An 18,555-nucleotide genomic window follows, 5' to 3' on the forward strand; every position below is an offset into this window, starting at 1 on the left:
TACGTCAAGATGGAAAAAAGGCTGATTTTGTCTTCTGGATATGTCTGGAGAATGGGGTGCTCTTTCTTTCACCAAGCGATGCTTGCTCAGGGGTTTGCAATGCCAAACAAAGCACTGACCATCCTGATTGCCGATAAACAGCATTTGTCACGGCGGCACATTGAAAAAAAACTCAACCATCTGGGCTATTACCGCATCGTCCCGGTGCAAACCTTTGAAGAAGTGTTGATTCTCACGGCCGTCCTTGCCGAACCATTCGACGTGTTGATTTTCAACGCCGACCTGGCAGCCGGTGATGACGAGATAATGACCCTCCAGCAGGTTCGTCATGTACTGGTCTACGACGATCAGGAGCTTAATGCCTGCGCCGCTGCAACATCTTCACTCGTCGTGCGATTGCCGGGCGCTCTGGACAGCGTCAACCTTGAACATTTCATGGATATTATCGACCCACCGTCGTCATTGGCTGGTTTGCGGGTGTTGCCGTGGCTGCGGGAGTTGGCCCGCAGCTCGGCCAACTAATCCCACTTCGGCGCGATGCCCTTGGGGTTGCTTTGCAGGTTAGGCAGGCACCCACGTCGAGGCGGCTGCAGGGCGCTACCTTCCTGTGTCAGGATGCTTCCTTTCCTCTGATCCCCAGGTAACTTTCGATGCAGGCCACGCGCTTGACCCTTATTTCCCACGCCAGCACCCAGGCCCAAAAGCAGGCACGGTTTGCGCTGGATGAGCCGCTGGAGAAGGAGTGGCAGCCGGCGATGTTGTCGCAGGCGACGGGTTTCAAGCGTGCACCTCGTTTACTGTGTGGCCCGGAGGCGCGAACCCGGCAAACGGCCGCACTGTTTGGCGAGGCCTCGCAGGTGGAAGAGGCTTTGCGTGACTGTGATTTCGGGCGTTGGCAAGGGATGGGCGTCGACGAGGTTCAGCAGCACGAACCTGAAGCCTTGCAGGCTTGGCTGACGGACATCTCGGCAGCGCCCCACGGCGGTGAATCCATAGCGCAGGTGTGCGAACGGGTAGGGCAATGGTTACGCTCCCTTGAGCAAACTCCAGGGCATGTACTGGCGGTCACTCACCCCTTTGTGATCCGTGCTGCATTGCTGTACGTCATGCAGTACCCGCCGGCGATGTTCAATCGGATCGATGTGGAGCCGCTGTCATCCACTGAGCTGCGTTTCAACGGTGTCTGGCGCCTGCGCCTGGAAACTCACGCCACCAACTTGTGTGAACATGGCAAAATCGGCCCTCCGCACTGAGAACTTCCCCATGAAGGCTTTCCCATGAAGAGCATCCTGATCATCGGCATTGGCGCCGGCAACCCCGACTACATCACCATGCAGGCGGTAAAGGCGCTCAACCGTACCGATGTGTTTTTCCTGATGGACAAGGGGCAGAGCAAGGACAAGCTGATCGACCTGCGCCGGGAAATCTGCGAGACCTATATCCAAGCCGGTCACGCTTACCGCTTTGTCGAGGCCGATTGCCCCGAGCGGGTACGTGGCGAGATCGACTACACCACCGCCGTCCAGGACCTCAACCGCGATAAGCAGCAGACCTTCGAGCACATGATCAACGAGCAGATGGCTGACGGTGAGTGCGGAGCGTTCCTGGCCTGGGGTGACCCGGCCCTGTACGACAGCACCATCCGTATTCTGCAGGCGATTCTTGACAGTGGCCGCTGTGTGTTCGAGTTTGAAGTCATTCCCGGCATTACCAGTGTCCAGGCCCTGGCGGCCCAGCATAAAGTGCCGTTGAACCGCATTGGTCGCTCCATCGAGATCACCACGGGGCGTCGTTTGGCAGCCGGGCAGGCCAGCGATGCCGATACGTTGGTGGTCATGCTGGATGCCGAAGATTCCTACCGCACCGTGGCCGATCAGGACATGCACATCTACTGGGGTGCCTACCTCGGTACGCCAGATGAAATCCTGATCAGCGGCAAGGTAGCCGAGGTGGCCGATGATATCGAGCGGGTGCGCAAGGCGGCGCGCCAGGCCAATGGTTGGATCATGGACACGTACTTATTGCGCAAGCCCTAGGGGTTGCTCTCAATTAGTTTTCCCATCACGTCCGGTAATCTGCTTCACCAACACCTCATGGCCTTTCACATCATCCGCCCGGGAAATCGCCTGGATCACCAGCAGGTGATTGCCTGAACCTGCGAGGAATGTGGAGTTCAAGGTCTTGCCGCCACCCATGGTCGCGGTGCTGTCTACCCGGCGCAGGCCCAGACCCTTGATAGTCAGTTTCTGCTCTGCCTGTTTCTTGAAGTCCGGCAGGGCGGCACCTTGTTCCTTGACGAAGCCGGCGACTGCGCCATCGAGGAACTGCGGGTCGTTGTCCTTGATCGTGATGCCATCGTTACGCACGGTCTCGGCCACGATCACCACGCTTTTTGTGGCCTGGTTGGCGTACAGCGTCCCGCGGGTACCCGCGGTGCCGTCGGCCTCATTGCCCGTTGGCAAGGCATCGGCGGTGTAAGCCTTGGGCAGGGTAAAGGTGAATTTTCCGTCCAGGGTGGAGATGCTGTGTGGAGTGGCTTTTTGCGCGGCCGCAGGGCTGGCGGCAAACAATTGGCTGGCGCCGAACCCGGCGGTCAACGCGAGAGCCAAGAGGGCTGCGGTCTTGCTGAGGGTGGCCATGAAACTCTCCGGGAAAGAACGAAATTGCGGAACATTCTGTCAGAAAAACCGCAAAATCTCTCAGGCCTATCCTCAACTCTTGTCGGATTCCTCTTCCAGTCGATCCATTTCAAACAAACGCGCCAGTTCCGTCCGGGCTTCCTGGGCGCTCTGCATGACCTTGGTCGCGTCGTCGTACACCGCATGTTGGGCGGCCAGTAGTTGCAGGTCGTGGTTTTTGAAGCGGGTGATCCGGGCATCCGCCTGGACCTGGCTCAACCCCAGGCCCAGCAAGGTACGACGGCTCATCTCCAGGCTGGAGTAGAAGGTTTCGCGCACCGCTTGGGCATCGAGGTCCACCAGGCGATGGACATGCTGGCGGTTACGGGCGCGGGCGATGATCTTCATGTGTGGGTACAGCTTGCGCACCAGTTCAGCGGTTTTGATGTTGATCTCGGGATCGTCCATGGCAATCACGAAAAACTCCGCCTGGTCGACCTTCGCTGCGTGGAGGATTTCCGGACGCTGCGGGTCGCCATAGAACACAGGCATGCCGCCGAAGCTGCGAGTCAGTTCGATGGTTTCCACCGAGGTGTCCAGGGCAATAAACGAGATGTTTTGCGCCCGCAGGATCCGCGCCACAATCTGTCCCATTCGGCCCATACCGGCGATTACCACTCGTGGCGCATCGCCCTCGATGGCGCGGTATTCTTCAGGTACCTGCACCGGCTTGTTCTTGGACTTGAACAGTTTCGGGCACAGCAGCAACAGCAGCGGCGTCAGCGCCATGGACAGGGTGATGGTCAGCACCAGGATGTCGTACAGGTGGGGTTCGAACAGGCCCTGGTCGCGGCCGATCTTGAATACTACGAAGGCAAACTCACCGCCTGCCGCCAGTACCACACCCAGGCGCAGGGCGCTTTCGCGGTTGAGGTCTGCGGCCAGCCGGCCCACGAAAAACAACAGCGGCAACTTGATAGCGATCAGCAGCAGCGTCAGGCCCAGTACGATTATCGGCGCGCTGAACAGCAGGCTGATATTGGCGCTCATGCCCACGCTGATAAAAAACAGCCCCAGCAGCAGGCCCTTGAACGGTTCGATTTGTGATTCCAGCTCATGTCGATATTCAGAATCCGCCAGCAGCAGGCCGGCGAGAAAGGCGCCCAAGGCCATGGACACGCCCACCAGTTCCATCAACCACGCGGTGCCGATCACTACCAGCAAGGCGGTGGCCGTGGACACTTCCCGCAAGCCGGTCTTGGCGACGATACGAAACACCGGCCGCAACAGATAGCGCCCGCCGATGATGACCACGACGATGCTGCCCAACACCTGCAAACCGTGGTTGAGGTCCTGGGCCCCAGTGGTGGCGTGACTACTGCCGGCCAGCAACGGCACCATGGCGATCAACGGGATGGCCGCGATGTCCTGGAACAACAGAATGGCAAAGGCCTGGCGCCCGTGGGGACTGTTCAGTTCCTTGCGCTCGGCCAGGCTTTGCAGGCCGAAGGCGGTGGAGGAAAGCGCGAGGCCGAGGCCCAGCACAATGGCGCTGTTCCACGACTGGCCAAAGCCCCATAGCGCCACTGCGCCAATGATGGTGCCGGTGAGCAGCACCTGGGCCAAGCCGACGCCAAACACCGCCTTGCGCATCACCCATAAACGTTTGGGCGACAGTTCCAGGCCGATGATAAACAACAGCAACACCACCCCCAGCTCGGAGAACTGCGCGACACTCTGTGGGTTACCCACCAACCCCAATACTGCCGGGCCGATGATCACCCCAGCCAGCAGATAGCCCAGCACCGCGCCCAGTTGCAGGCGTTTGGCCAGGGGTACCGTCAGCACCGCCGCGAACAGGAACACCACGGCTGCTTGTAACAGGTTGCCTTCATGGGGCATTGCGTACTCCAGAATTTTTTACCGAACCAACAGGACACTATTAGAGCGTTTTTTTACATTATGAAATCTGAATTTTTGCCGAGGCAAGGTTTTTGCAGCCAGCACTTGTGGGTGCATCCCTCTGCGATGGAGAGGTCGAGTGGCCGAATACCCTCTGAAGCTCATACAGTTATGCCCTTGAGCTTATATTCCACGAGTGGAGTATTTGCATGAGCTGGGACAGGGCCGTAACCATGGCTAAGGAATTTGCTGAACTTCAAGCTCGCATGACGCCCGAATCTTGCGCCGATGCCGAGCAAATTTTTCAGCATCACCTGAAAGAAATGCCGTTGCATGAGCTACGCAAGGCCCAGCAGATGAGCCAGGACAACCTGGCCAAGGCACTGAATATCAACCAGGCGCATCGCTGATGCAGGCATGACTATCCATAGGTATGGACCGTCTCGTCGGTCAGTTTTCACAATTTCCGCACGTGCCCTTTGTTACCATCGCTTCCCACCGTCACCAGGAGTCACTGCCCCATGCAACACCAGTGGGAGGAAATGCACCGCACACGCAAGCCCACGTTCGTCCTGTGTGGCGAACCCCAAGGGGAAGTGCTCAATCTCTACGTTCACGGTTATTCTGCGTTTTTCAATCAGCAACAGTTGGGGCATTTCGCGGCGCAGTTGGCGACCATCGAGGGCTCGACCAACCTGATGCTGTTCTGGCCGGCGGGGCATTTTCTGGAGAACCTGTTTGCGCCGTTCAAGGATGTGATCGCCTCGATGCTCGGCGGCGGCAACCTGGGGGCGGCAACGATCGGTTTGGGCAAGGCGATCGCCTATTTTCTCGACCATTACAAAAGCGTCGAGGCACGGGTCGACGAAGTGGCAAAAGGTCTGTTGCCCGAGTTGGCCAACTACCTGCACCACGAGTCCATCAAGGTTCAACAGATCAACCTGATCGGCCATTCCCTGGGGGCCCGGATTCTGGTCAAGAGCCTGCTGGCGAACCCCGAGTCGGCCCGTGAATTACCATTGAACAACCTGCTGCTGATGGGCGGCGCCATTTGTACCTCCAGCCCCTGGCACCAGGTTTCGGCACCGCTCAAAGGGCGGGTGATCAACTGTCATTCCAGCAAGGACTGGGCGTTGGCACTCAAACCTGACACCGAGCGCTGCATCGGGCGTTATGCGATCCCTATCACGCCGGCGCTCAAGAGCAAGGTGGCCAATGTGCACTTGGCTTCATTCGACCACGCCGCCTACTGGCCACAGTTGAAGACGGTGGTGCAATACACCGACCTGTTGCAGGAACGTCGCGGCATGATCCGCGCCGACCTGCGTAGCAGCGAGGTGCGGTTTGCCGAGGACGATGTCGACCTGTTCCCGCTGCTGGTGCAAGCACGGGCGCAAGAGTTGAAGTTCCTCGCGGAGCTGATAGCGCAAAAACACAGTGCGACCATCGACACCACGGTACGAGAACCACTGAAACTGGCCATCGAGCTGCAGCGCATGGGCGGCGATACCTTCATGAATCTGGCGCGAGGCCATGGTGTCAGCTACCGCGAAATGGCCCAGGATGTGGCCCGGCGGGTGGGGGTCAAGTTTGAGCAACCCATCGAGGCGGTCGCCCTGGCCGATCTGGAAGCCCAGGTTGCCGAGCGGTTGATCGAACAGTACAAGGACAAACTCAGCCTGGAGGACCGACAGGTATTCGAGGCAGAACTCAAGGCCGCCGCGCAAAAGGAGCAGGGCTTTTTCAATCGTTTCGATGTCGGGCGCACGGCGGCGACGGCCTTGAGTGGTACGGCGCTGGCGGGCTTGACCGGCTTTATCCTGCGCCGTGGCGCCGCCACCGCGATCCCGGTCGTGGGCCAGGCCTTGGCGGCAGCGATGTTGCTGGTGAGCGGCGTGCGGGCCTTTTCCGGGCCGGCGTATTCCATCACCACGTTGGCGGTGCTGGTGGTCGGGGTGATTCGCGAGCGCATGGAGCGTGAGGCGTTGAATCAGGAAATGGACCTGGTTGTGAAAGTGGTGGAGACGTTTGATTTACCTAGGGAGACGGTGATGCGCACGATCGCGTCGGGCTGATAAGCTGCAGCCTTGTCTTGTGCGTTTGCCGGGTACCCTGCGTGAAATTCAGCCTGCCGAAAATCGCTACCGCTCCGTTCTGTCCTCCGGAGGTGGCCGGCTCCATTGCCGTCGACCCCCGTGCATCGTTTTTCAAGCGGATCCTGGCATTCGCCGGTCCCGGCCTGCTGATCTCCATCGGCTACATGGACCCGGGCAATTGGGCCACCGCCATTGAGGCCGGCTCGCTCTACGGCTATAACCTATTGTTTGTGGTGCTGTTGGCCAGCCTGGCGGGGATGGCGGTGCAATGCCTTTGCTCGAGACTGGGCATCGCCACCGGCAAGGACCTGGCGCAATTGAGCCGCGAGCGCTACAGCAAACGCGCGTCGTTCACCCAATGGATATTGGCGGAAATCTCGATCATCGCCACCGACCTCGCCGAAGTCCTCGGTTGTGCCTTGGCTTTCCACCTGTTGCTTGGGGTGTCCCTGACCACAGGTATCGTCATCACCGCCTTCGACACACTGTTGATCCTGGCCCTGCAAAATCGCGGTTTCCGCCGGCTGGAAGCGATCATGCTGGCGCTGGTGGCGACCATTGGCGTGTGCTTCTTTATCGAACTGGTACTGATCAAGCCTTACTGGCCGGACGTGTTTCGCGGGTTCACACCGTCGCTGTCAGCCATCAGTGATGCCGCGCCGTTGTACCTGGCCATCGGCATTCTGGGGGCCACGGTGATGCCCCATAACCTGTACTTGCATACCTCCATCGTACAGACGCGGCTGTTCGGCAAAGACCTGGCCAGCCGCCAGGATGCGGTCAGGTTGGCGCGAATCGACACCATCGGCTCCCTGGCCCTGGCGCTGCTGGTCAATGCGGCGATTCTGGTGCTGGCCGCTGCAGCCTTTCACCAGAGCGGGCACACCAGCGTGGTGGAAATCCAGGACGCCTACCACCTGCTGGACCCCTTGGTAGGTGGCGCCTTCGCCAGCATCCTGTTCGGCATCGCCTTGCTGGCGTCCGGGCAGAGCTCCACCTTCACCGGCACCATCGCCGGCCAAGTGATCATGGAGGGCTACCTCAATCTGCGGATTCCCTGCTGGCAACGGCGCCTGATCACCCGTGGCCTGGCGCTGATCCCGGCGTTTCTCGGGGTGTGGCTGATGGGGGACGATGCCATTGGCAAGTTGCTGATCCTCAGCCAGGTGGTGCTCAGCCTGCAGTTACCGTTTGCGTTGTACCCGTTGATTCGCATGACGGGTGATAAAAAACTCATGGGACCGTTCGTGAATAGCCTGCCGACGCGGCTGTTGGCCTGGACACTGTTTGCGGTGATCAGCGGGGCGAATGCCTGGTTGATTGGGCAGTGGGTGTTCTGAATGGGAACTTTCAAATAAGCCCTTTAGCGGCTGTACTAAAATCGTCACTTTCGCAGTTTTTGGAGCCTGAGGTTTTTAAGGGCGGGAAGTCGAGGTTAGCTGGCGATCACGCCATATCGCTCTGGGCAAACTCCTCTGCGAGAAAATCAATCAACGTACGTACCGAGGGCAACAACCCACGACGCGAGGGGAAAACCCCATGGACAATCCCGGTCCTCGGTGACCAGCCAGGAATCAGGCTCACCAAGCGTCCTGCGCCAATGTCTTCACGCACCACCACGCTGGGCAAGTGCGCGATGCCCACCCCGGCGCACACCGCATGCCGTAGAGCCAGCAAGTCATCAGTGATCATTCGCGGAGAATGCCGGATCACCACGCTGGCACCGTTTTCGGAAAACAACTCCCATTGGTATTCCCGTTGCGCAGCCCCCCAATGCAGGCTCGGCAAGCCGTTCAGGTCCACCGGTGAGGGCGGGTTCGACAGGTGTGCCACAAACTGCGGGCTGCCCACCAGGCACTGGGTGCTGTTGCCCAGGACCTTCATTACCAGGTCAGTGTTTTCCAAGGGTGGAAAGCGAATCCGCAGGGCGATGTCAAAGCCTTCATGAATCACGTCCACTCGACGGTTGGTGCTCTCGATATGCAGTTCTACCAGCGGATATTGGAGCATATAGCGGGTGAGCATTGGCCCTACCCAGGAGTTGAGCAGGGCGGTGGGGCAGCTCAGGCGCACGATGCCTTGGGGTTCCGAGCGGTTGCGCTCGATCACCTCGGCGGCGCTTTCGGCTTCCACGCGCATTGCCAGGCAACGTTGGTAGTAGGCCTGGCCGATCTCGGTGAGGGAGCAATGGCGGCTGGTGCGATTGATCAGGCGCACGCCCAGGCGTTCTTCCAGTTCGCTGATACGTCGGCTGAGTTTGGACTTGGGCATGTCCAGCGCCCGCCCGGCGGCGGCGAAGCCACGGTGCTCGACCACCTGGGTGAAGTAGTAGAGGGTGTTGAGGTCTTCCACTATCGTTCTCCAAATAGAACGCTAAGGGTTATTTTTGCCGTCTAGTGCTGCAAAGGTAACGGATTTAAGGTGTGTCCATGAATTGGTTTCACCCATTTGGAGACACACCATGAAAAATATCATCGGTATCTACACCAGCCCACGAGGCCATTGGGTGGGCGACGGCTTCCCGGTTCGCACTCTGTTTTCCTACGACACCATGGGCAAACACATCAGCCCGTTCCTGCTGCTGGACCACGCCGGTCCCGCTGAATTCACCCCGACCGAACAACGTCGTGGTGTTGGACAGCACCCCCATCGCGGTTTTGAAACGGTGACCATCGTCTACAAGGGCGAAGTCGAGCACCGTGATTCTACCGGCGCTGGCGGCACCATCGGCCCGGGGGATGTGCAGTGGATGACCGCCGCCAAGGGGATTCTCCACGAGGAATTCCATTCCAAGGCTTTCGCCCGCCGTGGCGGTGCCCTGGAAATGGTCCAGCTGTGGGTCAACCTGCCGGCCAAGGACAAAATGACCGATGCCGGTTACCAGACTATTCTCGACAGCGACATTCCATCACTGGCCCTGGCCGATAACGCCGGCAGCCTGCGCCTGATTGCCGGGGAGTTTGCCGGCACCAAAGGCCCGGCACGCACCTTCACGCCGATTGACGTGTGGGATGTGCGGCTCAACGCTGGCAAGGCGGTGACCCTGGATCTGCGCGAAGGGCGTAACACTGCCCTGGTGGTGCTCAAGGGCACGGTGCAGGTCAACGGTGTGGAATTGGTTCGCGAAGGGCAGTTGGCATTGTTTGAGCGTGACGGTGACCAACTCAGCCTTGAGTCGAACAACGACGCCACGTTCCTGCTGCTCAGCGGCGATCCCATCGACGAACCTATTGTCGGTCACGGCCCGTTCGTGATGAACACCGAGCAGGAAATCCATCAGGCCTTTGCCGACTTCCAGTCCGGCCAGTTCGGCCAAATGCACGGATAAGCGTTCGCCTGGCCACGGATGGCCTCTACTCATGGATTACGTGCGCTTTTCCCTGGAAGGGCGGCACAGGCTGCACCCGATTGACCCACGCCGAACTGACTCGGCATACCTGAAGAAGCGAGGACTACCCCATGACTACTCCCTACAAACGTCTCGACAAGGACAACGCTGTCGTTCTGCTGGTTGATCATCAGGCTGGCCTGCTGTCGCTGGTACGTGACATCGAACCGGACAAGTTCAAGAACAATGTGTTGGCCCTGGCCGACCTGGCCAAGTACTTCAAACTGCCCACCATCCTCACCACCAGCTTCGAAACCGGCCCCAACGGCCCGCTGGTACCGGAACTCAAGGCGCTGTTCCCGGACGCGCCATACATCGCTCGCCCTGGCCAGATCAATGCCTGGGACAACGAGGATTTCGTCAAGGCGATCAAGGCTACCGGCAAGAAGCAACTGATCATCGCCGGGGTGGTCACCGAGGTGTGCGTGGCGTTTCCGGCGCTGTCGGCCATGGCGGAAGGTTTTGAAGTATTTGTGGTGACCGATGCTTCCGGCACGTTCAACCCCATCACCCGCGACGCCGCCTGGGACCGCATGTCGGCCAACGGCGCGCAATTGATGAACTGGTTCGGCGTGGCCTGTGAACTGCACCGCGACTGGCGCAATGATGTCGAAGGTTTGGGCGAGTTGTTCTCCAACCATATCCCCGACTACCGCAACCTGTTTACCAGCTACAACGCATTGACCGGCGCCAAATAAACCCACTGATTTAGGGGGAGGGCAGGGCTTGTATGGGGGCTTGCCGTGGTTGCACAACCGGGCCTGACGGCGAGGTATTGGCTACCTGTTCTTCCCTCGAATTGGCTATTTGTCCGGGGCAGTGGGGTGACTATGCTGGTCACCAATCCCTACTGACCTGGAGTATCACCATGCAAGCCCGTACCGACTTCTACACCGCGTCCCCTGATGCCATGAAAGCCATGCTTGCGCTGGAAGCGGCTGTCGGCAAACTGTCTATCGAGTTACCCCTGCTGGAATTGGTACGCCTGCGAGTGTCGCAAATCAATGGCTGTGCCTTTTGCCTGGACATGCACACCGCCGATGCCCGCAAGGGTGGCGAGACCGAGCGTCGTCTGTATACATTGTCGGCCTGGCGTGAAACGCCGTTCTTCACCCCTCGCGAGCGTGCCGCCCTGGCCTGGGCCGAGAGTTTGACGTTGATCAGCCAGACGCATGCCGGCGACGCGGATTATGCTTTGCTCAGTGCTGAATTCAGCCCGGCTGAACAAATCGACTTGAGCGTGGCGATTGCCGCCATCAACAGTTGGAACCGCCTGGCGGTGGGCTTTCGCAAGATGCCTAAATAGGACGTGGCGGGCTGGTAGCCGACCTGGCGGTTAGTTTTATTGAGTGCATACCCGTTACCGACGCAACGGATATGCACACAATCGATCAGCCCTCGTCAAAAGTTGACCGAAGCACTCAACCGCGCCGTCAACGGCGCGCCCTGGAACAGGTAATCATCCCCCAGGTACTCGCCCGCGTCGCGCCAGTAGCGCTTGTCGAACAGGTTATCGACGCTCAGGCGAAACACCGTTTCATAGCCATCGATGCGTGTGCTGTAACGGCTGCCGACGTTGAAGATCGCATAATCCCCCACCTCTACCTGGCCAGTGCGATTGGCGTATTTGCTGGCGCTGTATTGCACACCGCCGAGTACCGCCAGGCCATTGACCCAGGGCAGGGCGTAGTCGGCATACACACTGGCGCGCAATTTCGGCACATTGATCGCCTGATGGCCTTCGTATTCCTGTGTACCACTGTCGCTGACCCGGGCTCGAATGACGGCTGCACTGGCAGCGACCTGCAAGCGCGAAGTCACCCAGCCGTTGGCGGACAACTCCAGGCCAGTATTTTTCTGTTCGCCCTGTTGCACGTAGGTGTAGTCGCCGTTGGCCTCGGGTTTAGCGTACTGGTAGGCCTGGCGGGTCTGGAACACGGCGACGGCGAAGCTGATGCGGCGCCAGTCGTATTTCACGCCGGCTTCGATTTGGCGAGAGACGGTGGGAGCCAGGGTTTCAAAGCTGTTGAGGGCGAACCACGGGGCTGTGCCGCCCAGGGACAGGCCCTTGCTGTAGCGGGTATACAGCGACAGGTTCGCCAGCGGTTTGTAGATCAGCGCCGCCTGGGGCAAGAACACGTACTGCTGGGTGTGGCGTGCCGGATTGCCGTCTGTGTCGAAAGCGTGCTCGTCGAGGCGTACCTCGCGGCCACCCAATACGGCCTGCCATTGCTCATTGAAACTGATGAGGTCAGTCAGGAACAGCCCATACTGGCGGCTGTCGAGGCTGCGATGGCTGTCCTTGAGCTTGCCGTTATAGCGGGGGAAACTTTCCGGGTCTTGATCGATATTGCCGGTGCCGATGAATTCGTTGATCGGCTCTCGCAAGTCCACTACCCGGCGAAATGCACTCGTGCCAAACGTCAGCTCATGACCCAGGCCACCGGTATTGAACATCCCGGTCATCGCCGCCTGCACTTCGTCAGTGCGCCGAGTATCATCGGGGCTGCGGAAGTCGTAGATGTCGTAGTTACCTTCCGGGCTGAAATGGTTCGGCACCTTGGTCGACGCACAGCTTGGTGAACCGTAGCACCCCCACGCAAACGAACTGTAATCATCGATCACCACCTTGCTGCGCGAAGCACTGACACTGCCTTTCCACTGATCACTGAAGCGATACTCGAAGGTGCCATTGAGGTTCAGCGAATCAATGCTTACCTGATTGGCACCGCTTTGATGCCCAAGCAGTTTTTTCGGCGAAGCGTGATGCGGCAACTCAGTGCCGCCCAGCAATTGATAGCCCGGCACCGAACGCTGCTCTTTGTTCTGATACTCGGCATCCAGTTGCAGCACCGCATCCGGGCTGATGTTCCAGTCAAAGGCCAGGGACAGGAAATCCCGCTGGCCGTTGGCGTGTTCGACATAGGAATTCAGGTCTTCATGGGCCACGTTGGCTCGCAGGCCGAATTGCTGCTCGCTGCCAAACCAGCCGCCCACATCGGTGGCGATGTAGCCGCTGCCGCGATCATCGGTAGACACCGTCACCGAACGTACCTCTTCCGGGCGCTTGGTCACGTAGTTGATCACACCGCTGGGCTCGGAAATGCCGCTTTGCAGGCCCGATAATCCCTTGAGCAATTCCACCCGCTGCTTGTTTTCCAGGGCGACGTTTTGCTCGCCGGTGATGGTGCGGCCATTGATCTTGTAGCTGCTGGCTGCGTTCAGGGAGAAGCCGCGCACCACGAAGTTTTCGTAGTAGCCAATGGGCGCATAGCTTTCACCCACCGAGGCGTCGTTGCGCAGCACTTCACTGAGCAGGCGTGCTTGCTGGTCCTTGATCAGTGACTCGTTGATCACCGTGATCGAGGCCGGCGTATCGAGCAAAGGCGCTTCGTTGAAACCGCCTACCGAAGCGCTGTCGGATTGATAGCCTGAGGCGTCCAGGCCCTGGACCTTGACCGCTGGCAACTCGATGTCGGCGGCAACGCTCGTTGCGCCGCTACCCATGAGCAGGCCCAGGGCGAGCAGGTCGAAAGTAAAACGCGAGGCAACGGCGGGGCAAAAACGCAAAACCATGGGAAAAGGCCTGAAAGCGCAGAGCGGGGGGCGCATAAGCTAGGCATAACCGCGGGTTTTTACAAGTTATTGAGAATGGTTCCGTCAAGGCGTCGGTTTCAACGCAGCTTCTGATGGTGTTTCAGGGTCTCGCTGGGTAACTCCTGGAACAACGCCCAATAGCTATGGGAAAACCGCCCCAAATGCCAAAACGACCAATTCATCGCTACCTCGGCCACCGTCGTCTCTGCTGACGGTGGATTCAACAACTGCCGCCGCGCACCGTTCAATCGACGCAACCTCAACCACTGCGCCGGACTCATCCCGGTGTAGGTCTTGAAGCCATGTTGCAATTGGCGTAACGGCACGCCGGCAATCTGCGCCAGTTCCAGCAGGTTGGCCGTTTCATCCGGCACATCCGCCGCCCATTCGCCGATGCGGGCCATGAGGGTTCGCTCCTCGGTGCGCCGTTGTAACGACCCCGGGTCCAGGCACACGCAGGCGTTGTCGAGGATGAACAGGCAATCGTCCAGCAACTGTTGGGTCAGGGCTTCGCGACTGGGTGGGTCCGCGACGGCAGACAAGCGCGTCAACGTGCCGCTGAGCCAACGGCTGAACAGCGCATTTTGCAGCGAAGTGAGGGGGGCCATGAACAGCCCTTCCAGTTTTGCCACATCCAAGCCATGACGCTGGACGAACTGCGGGCCGAACACCACCGCCACTTCCCGATAGTTTTCCGGAGTGATCCAGGTGTTGCGGCTTTCGCCGTTGAGCACATACAGCGCGTTATCACTGCCGTCGAAGCAGAACACCAGGGAGCCGGGAGGCGCGTTGAAATGCTGCTCCACCCGAGTGTTCATGCATTCTTCATAGACCTCGACACCTTGCAGGTCGAGGTAGCGGATTTGGCCGGCAAAATGCCCAGGGGACATTTGCTGGTACTGCTGGACCCAACCCGGTGTGGCGCTGCATTGGGCGGCCACATCGCCGGTAGCGAAGGCCTGTACACGCAAGGGTGCTGCCTGTGTCATGGGAAACCTGATCGCACTCTATTGGTGCGTTATGGGTGGCGCAAAGTGGATAGATGCCGTCCAGCGGCACGCCCAAGATAGACCCCAATGCGCTGCGAGGGAAGCCTGCCCCAACGGCTGGCGCATTATCCAACCCATGACGAGGTCCTTATGAATGCTCCCTTCGATCAGCTGTCCGCCTGGCTGAAAGAACACAAGATTACCGAAGTCGAATGCGTGATCAGTGACCTGACTGGCATCGCCCGCGGCAAGATTGCGCCCACCAATAAGTTCCTGCATGAGCGAGGCATGCGCCTGCCGGAAAGTGTGTTGCTGCAAACGGTAACCGGGGGCTTTGTCGACGACGGTATCTACTATGACCTGCTGGACCCGGCCGACATCGACATGATCTGCCGCCCCGCAGCCAACGCCACTTATGTGGTGCCCTGGGCTATCGAGCCTACCGCCATCGTCATCCACGACACCTTCGACAAGCAGGGCAACCCCATCGAACTGTCGCCCCGCAACGTGTTGAAGAAAGTCTTGCAGCTTTACACCGAGCAGGGCTGGCAGCCGATTGTCGCCCCTGAAATGGAGTTCTACCTGACCCAGCGTTGCGAAGACCCTGACCTGCCGCTGAAGACCCCGCTGGGCCGTTCCGGGCGCGCCGAAAGTGGTCGCCAGTCGTTCTCCATCGACGCCGCCAACGAATTCGACCCCCTGTTCGAAGACGTCTATGACTGGTGCGAAGCCCAGGGCCTGGACCTCGACACGCTGATCCACGAAGACGGCCCGGCGCAGATGGAAATCAACTTCCGCCACGGCGATGCTCTGGACCTGGCCGACCAGATCACCGTCTTCAAGCGCACCCTGCGCGAAGCGGCGTTAAAGCACAACGTGGCCGCTACCTTCATGGCCAAGCCGGTGGCCGACGAGCCTGGCAGCGCCATGCACCTGCACCAGAGCGTGGTGGATATTGCCACCGGCGAACCGGTGTTTGTCGATGCCGATGGCAAGATGAGCCAACTGTTTTTGCAGCACATTGGTGGCCTGCAAAAGTACATCCCCAAGCTGCTGCCGATGTTTGCGCCGAACGTGAATTCGTTCCGCCGCTTCCTGCCGGACACCTCGGCACCGGTCAACGTCGAATGGGGCGTAGAAAACCGCACCGTGGGCCTGCGCGTCCCGACGTCCAGCCCCGATGCCATGCGCGTGGAAAACCGTTTGCCGGGGGCCGATGCCAACCCGTACCTGGCCATCGCCGCCAGCCTGCTGTGCGGCTACCTGGGCATGATCGAACAGATCGAACCGAGCGCCCCGGTGGAAGGCCGCGCCTATGAACGCCGCAACCTGCGCCTGCCCATCACCATCGAAGACGCCCTGGCGCAGATGGAAGCCTGCGAGACCGTGAAGCACTACCTGGGTGACAAATTTGTGCGTGGCTACGTGGCGGTCAAGCGCGCCGAACACGAAAACTTCAAGCGCGTGATCAGTTCCTGGGAGCGCGAGTTCCTGTTGTTGAGCGTGTAATCCCAAGATCACCGTCAGTGTCGGTCCATACAAAAAAACAAACAAAGGGGTGTCGATATGCGTCTTGTGAAAAAGCTTCTCCCGCTGGCCCTGGCAGTATTGTTCAGCACCACCAGCCAGGCTGAACAGGCGGTCAGTGTCTATAACTGGACCGACTATATCGGCGACACCACGTTGGCTGATTTCCAGGCCAAGACCGGGATTAACGTGGTCTACGACGTCTTTGACTCCAACGAAACCCTGGAAGGCAAGCTGTTGGCTGGACGCACCGGCTATGACGTGGTGGTACCGTCCAATCACTTCCTGGCGCGCCAGGTAAAGGCCGGGGCGTTCCTCAAGCTGGACCGTTCACAGTTGCCGAACCTCAAGCACCTCGACCCCAAACTGCTCAAGCTGCTGGAAAACAATGACCCGGGCAACGAGCACTCGGTGCCGTACCTGTGGGGCACCAACGGTATTGGCTACAACGTCGATAAGGTCAAGCAAGTGCTGGGCATCGACGTGATCGATTCCTGGGCAGTGCTGTTCGAGCCGCAGAACCTGGAAAAGCTTCACCAGTGCGGTGTGGCCTTCCTCGATTCGGCGGATGAAGCCTTCCCGGCCATTCTCAACTACCTGGGGCTTGACCCACGCAGTTCCAAACCTGGGGACTACGCGAAAGCCGAGGCCAAATTGCTGACCCTGCGGCCCTATATCACCTATTTCCACTCGTCCAAGTACATCTCGGACCTGGCCAACGGCAATATCTGCGTAGCCTTCGGTTACTCCGGCGACGTCTTCCAGGCCGCCAACCGCGCCAAGGAAGCCGGGAACGGGGTCAATATCGCCTACTCGATCCCCAAGGAAGGCAGCAACCTGTGGTTCGATTTGCTGGCCATTCCAGCGGACGCGAGCCACACAAAAGAGGCCTATGCCTTTATCAATTACCTGTTGGAGCCGGAGGTGATCGCCAAGGTCAGTACCTATGTCGGCTACGCCAACCCGAACCCGGCGGCCAAGGCTTTCATGGGGCCCGAACTGGTGAACAACCCCGAGGTGTACCCGCCCCAGGCAGTGCTCGACAAACTCTATATTTCCACCACACCCACCCCGGCCATCATGCGGGTAATGACGCGCGCCTGGAGCAAAGTGAAGTCCAACCAATGAACCCTGCGAATGAACACACCCGGTCCTATTACGCCGCCACGGCCAACGCGACGCCCAGGCGTCGGCCATTGATGGAAGACCTGAGTGCCGACGTCTGTGTGATCGGTGGTGGTTTCACCGGTGTTAATACTGCGATTGAACTGGCCCAGCGCGGCCTGTCGGTGATCCTGCTGGAGGCTCGGCGCATTGGCTGGGGTGCCAGCGGGCGCAACGGCGGGCAGTTGATTCGCGGCATTGGCCACGATGTATCGGGCTTTGCCCGTTACGTGGGCGAGGAGGGCGTGCGCTACCTGGAGCGGGCCGGGATCGACTCGGTGGCGTTGGTGGGGGAGCGTATTGGCGAACAGGGTATCGACTGCGATTTGCGCTGGGGCTTTTGCGAACTGGCCAACACCCCGGCGCATTTCGCGGCATTGCGGGGTGAACAGGAACACCTGGCGGCGCTGGGGTATACCCATGAAACCCGCTTGGTGAAACCTCAGGACCTGTCCCAGGTGGTGGGCTCCGGTGTCTATGCCGGTGGCCTGGTGGACATGGGCTCCGGGCATTTGCACCCGCTGAACCTGGTGCTGGGTGAGGCATGCGTTGCCGAGTCTCTTGGTGTGCGTATTTTCGAAGACAGCCCCGCGCTGGAACTGCGCCATGGCAGCACGGTGCAGGTGCGCTGTGCCACCGGCACCGTGCGGGCCGGCAGCCTGGTGTTGGCGTGCAATGCCCACCTTGAAGAGCTTGAGCCGCACTTGAGTGGCAAAGTGCTTCCCGCCGGCAGTTACATCATTGCCACTGAACCGCTGTCGGTAGCGCTGGCCAACCAATTGATCCCACAGAACCTGGCGCTGTGTGACCAGAAAGTGGGGCTCGACTATTACCGGTTATCCAGGGATCGGCGCTTGCTGTTTGGCGGTGCCTGTCATTACTCGGGCCGTGATCCGCAGGATATTGCAGCGTACATGCGACCAAAGATGCTCAAGGTATTCCCGCAACTGGCCGACACCGCCATTGAGTTTCAATGGGGTGGCAAGATCGGCATTACCGCCAACCGCTTCCCACAGGTTGGACGGTTGAACCAGTACCCGAACGTGTTCTATGCCCAAGGCTATTGCGGCCATGGCCTTAACGTGACCCATTGGTGTGCCCGCCTGTTAGCCGAAGGTATTCACGCCGGGCATAGCCAGGGACTGGATACTTTCAGCCAGGTGCCGCACATGACCTTTCCCGGTGGCAAGGCGTTGCGCTCACCGCTGCTGGCGTTGGGAATGTTGTGGTATCGGCTGCGGGAGATGCTGGGCTAGCTCTGGTAGCCGTGCACG

At 59.5% G+C, this 18,555-nt stretch carries 16 protein-coding genes and 1 pseudogene; 12 read left to right on the forward strand and 5 right to left on the reverse strand.

Features of this window, described 5'->3' with window-relative positions:
- The first annotated feature begins 99 nt into the window (after positions 1–99).
- From GIR22_RS07060 to cobF, 3 genes are all read left to right on the forward strand, one after another.
- Positions 100–522 (forward strand): ANTAR domain-containing protein, encoded by a 423-nt coding sequence (locus GIR22_RS07060; RefSeq protein ID WP_154742633.1) that lies wholly within the window; start codon positions 100–102, stop codon positions 520–522.
- Between the two features lie 128 nt (positions 523–650).
- Positions 651–1,253, forward strand: coding sequence for a histidine phosphatase family protein (locus GIR22_RS07065; protein WP_154742634.1), 603 nt, complete (start codon positions 651–653; stop codon positions 1,251–1,253).
- Between the two features lie 24 nt (positions 1,254–1,277).
- Positions 1,278–2,036, forward strand: a complete 759-nt coding sequence (cobF, locus tag GIR22_RS07070; RefSeq protein WP_154742635.1) for a precorrin-6A synthase (deacetylating) — start codon at positions 1,278–1,280, stop codon at positions 2,034–2,036.
- A 9-nt stretch (positions 2,037–2,045) separates the two neighbouring features.
- Here the strand turns inward: cobF and GIR22_RS07075 are convergent, their stop codons facing one another.
- Together GIR22_RS07075 and GIR22_RS07080 are read right to left on the reverse strand one after the other, a co-directional pair.
- The gene (locus GIR22_RS07075) at positions 2,046–2,639 is read right to left on the reverse strand and encodes a DcrB/PsbP domain-containing protein (RefSeq protein ID WP_154742636.1); all 594 of its coding nucleotides are present in this window, start codon (positions 2,637–2,639) and stop codon (positions 2,046–2,048) included.
- Between the two features lie 72 nt (positions 2,640–2,711).
- Entirely contained in the window at positions 2,712–4,520 is a 1,809-nt protein-coding gene (locus GIR22_RS07080) for a monovalent cation:proton antiporter-2 (CPA2) family protein (protein ID WP_154742637.1), read from the reverse strand.
- A gap of 233 nt (positions 4,521–4,753) precedes the next feature.
- Here GIR22_RS07080 and GIR22_RS07085 point away from each other — a divergent pair.
- From GIR22_RS07085 to GIR22_RS07095, 3 genes and pseudogenes are all read left to right on the forward strand, one after another.
- Positions 4,754–4,921: pseudogene (locus GIR22_RS07085) on the forward strand (transcriptional regulator); the annotation flags it as partial.
- A gap of 120 nt (positions 4,922–5,041) precedes the next feature.
- Positions 5,042–6,595 carry a DUF726 domain-containing protein gene (locus GIR22_RS07090; RefSeq protein WP_154742638.1) on the forward strand — a complete coding sequence of 518 codons (1,554 nt, stop codon included), beginning with the start codon at positions 5,042–5,044 and terminating at the stop codon, positions 6,593–6,595.
- A gap of 41 nt (positions 6,596–6,636) precedes the next feature.
- Positions 6,637–7,956, forward strand: a complete 1,320-nt coding sequence (locus GIR22_RS07095) for an Nramp family divalent metal transporter (protein ID WP_178122139.1) — start codon at positions 6,637–6,639, stop codon at positions 7,954–7,956.
- Positions 7,957–8,062: 106 nt separating this feature from the next.
- Here the strand turns inward: GIR22_RS07095 and GIR22_RS07100 are convergent, their stop codons facing one another.
- A complete protein-coding gene (locus GIR22_RS07100; RefSeq protein WP_343039637.1) occupies positions 8,063–8,968 on the reverse strand; it encodes a LysR substrate-binding domain-containing protein in 906 nt (301 codons plus the stop codon).
- 109 nt (positions 8,969–9,077) lie between these two features.
- Here GIR22_RS07100 and GIR22_RS07105 point away from each other — a divergent pair, with 109 nt between their 5' ends.
- The 3 genes from GIR22_RS07105 (at position 9,078) to GIR22_RS07115 (ending at position 11,310) form a co-directional block, all read left to right on the forward strand.
- Positions 9,078–9,944 carry a pirin family protein gene (locus GIR22_RS07105; protein WP_154742640.1) on the forward strand — a complete coding sequence of 289 codons (867 nt, stop codon included), beginning with the start codon at positions 9,078–9,080 and terminating at the stop codon, positions 9,942–9,944.
- 131 nt (positions 9,945–10,075) lie between these two features.
- Positions 10,076–10,702, forward strand: coding sequence for an isochorismate family cysteine hydrolase YcaC (ycaC, locus tag GIR22_RS07110; RefSeq protein ID WP_154742641.1), 627 nt, complete (start codon positions 10,076–10,078; stop codon positions 10,700–10,702).
- Positions 10,703–10,872: 170 nt separating this feature from the next.
- Entirely contained in the window at positions 10,873–11,310 is a 438-nt protein-coding gene (locus GIR22_RS07115) for a carboxymuconolactone decarboxylase family protein (RefSeq protein ID WP_154742642.1), read from the forward strand.
- A gap of 95 nt (positions 11,311–11,405) precedes the next feature.
- Here the strand turns inward: GIR22_RS07115 and GIR22_RS07120 are convergent, their stop codons facing one another.
- Entirely contained in the window at positions 11,406–13,580 is a 2,175-nt protein-coding gene (locus GIR22_RS07120; protein WP_154742643.1) for a TonB-dependent siderophore receptor, read from the reverse strand.
- 98 nt (positions 13,581–13,678) lie between these two features.
- Entirely contained in the window at positions 13,679–14,590 is a 912-nt protein-coding gene (locus tag GIR22_RS07125; protein ID WP_154742644.1) for a helix-turn-helix domain-containing protein, read from the reverse strand.
- A gap of 150 nt (positions 14,591–14,740) precedes the next feature.
- Between GIR22_RS07125 and GIR22_RS07130 the strand changes: the two genes are divergently transcribed.
- From GIR22_RS07130 to GIR22_RS07140, 3 genes are read left to right on the forward strand one after another with little or no spacing between them, the layout of a single operon-like run.
- Positions 14,741–16,099: a glutamine synthetase family protein gene (locus tag GIR22_RS07130; protein ID WP_154742645.1), complete on the forward strand. Its 1,359-nt coding sequence runs from the start codon at positions 14,741–14,743 to the stop codon at positions 16,097–16,099.
- Between the two features lie 57 nt (positions 16,100–16,156).
- On the forward strand, positions 16,157–17,245 hold the full coding sequence (locus GIR22_RS07135; RefSeq protein WP_154742646.1) for a polyamine ABC transporter substrate-binding protein: 1,089 nt from the start codon (positions 16,157–16,159) through the stop codon (positions 17,243–17,245).
- Positions 17,242–18,537 carry an NAD(P)/FAD-dependent oxidoreductase gene (locus GIR22_RS07140; protein WP_154742647.1) on the forward strand — a complete coding sequence of 432 codons (1,296 nt, stop codon included), beginning with the start codon at positions 17,242–17,244 and terminating at the stop codon, positions 18,535–18,537. The genes GIR22_RS07135 and GIR22_RS07140 overlap by 4 nt, the downstream gene beginning before the upstream one ends.
- The last annotated feature ends 18 nt before the right edge of the window (positions 18,538–18,555 follow it).

Source organism: Pseudomonas karstica (genome assembly GCF_009707515.1).
GTDB classification, from domain to species: domain Bacteria; phylum Pseudomonadota; class Gammaproteobacteria; order Pseudomonadales; family Pseudomonadaceae; genus Aquipseudomonas; species Aquipseudomonas karstica.

Bases quoted from the DNA above. Each gene is read 5' to 3' on its own strand.
- GIR22_RS07105 (WP_154742640.1), top strand. From the start codon at position 9,078: ATGAAAAATATCATCGGTATCTACACCAGCCCACGAGGCCATTGGGTG.
- GIR22_RS07090 (WP_154742638.1), top strand. From the start codon at position 5,042: ATGCAACACCAGTGGGAGGAAATGCACCGCACACGCAAGCCCACGTTC.
- GIR22_RS07060 (WP_154742633.1), top strand. From the start codon at position 100: ATGCCAAACAAAGCACTGACCATCCTGATTGCCGATAAACAGCATTTG.
- cobF (WP_154742635.1), top strand. From the start codon at position 1,278: ATGAAGAGCATCCTGATCATCGGCATTGGCGCCGGCAACCCCGACTAC.
- GIR22_RS07115 (WP_154742642.1), top strand. From the start codon at position 10,873: ATGCAAGCCCGTACCGACTTCTACACCGCGTCCCCTGATGCCATGAAA.
- GIR22_RS07120 (WP_154742643.1), bottom strand. From the start codon at position 13,580: ATGGTTTTGCGTTTTTGCCCCGCCGTTGCCTCGCGTTTTACTTTCGAC.
- ycaC (WP_154742641.1), top strand. From the start codon at position 10,076: ATGACTACTCCCTACAAACGTCTCGACAAGGACAACGCTGTCGTTCTG.
- GIR22_RS07125 (WP_154742644.1), bottom strand. From the start codon at position 14,590: ATGACACAGGCAGCACCCTTGCGTGTACAGGCCTTCGCTACCGGCGAT.
- GIR22_RS07065 (WP_154742634.1), top strand. From the start codon at position 651: ATGCAGGCCACGCGCTTGACCCTTATTTCCCACGCCAGCACCCAGGCC.
- GIR22_RS07130 (WP_154742645.1), top strand. From the start codon at position 14,741: ATGAATGCTCCCTTCGATCAGCTGTCCGCCTGGCTGAAAGAACACAAG.
- GIR22_RS07135 (WP_154742646.1), top strand. From the start codon at position 16,157: ATGCGTCTTGTGAAAAAGCTTCTCCCGCTGGCCCTGGCAGTATTGTTC.
- GIR22_RS07080 (WP_154742637.1), bottom strand. From the start codon at position 4,520: ATGCCCCATGAAGGCAACCTGTTACAAGCAGCCGTGGTGTTCCTGTTC.
- GIR22_RS07075 (WP_154742636.1), bottom strand. From the start codon at position 2,639: ATGGCCACCCTCAGCAAGACCGCAGCCCTCTTGGCTCTCGCGTTGACC.
- GIR22_RS07140 (WP_154742647.1), top strand. From the start codon at position 17,242: ATGAACCCTGCGAATGAACACACCCGGTCCTATTACGCCGCCACGGCC.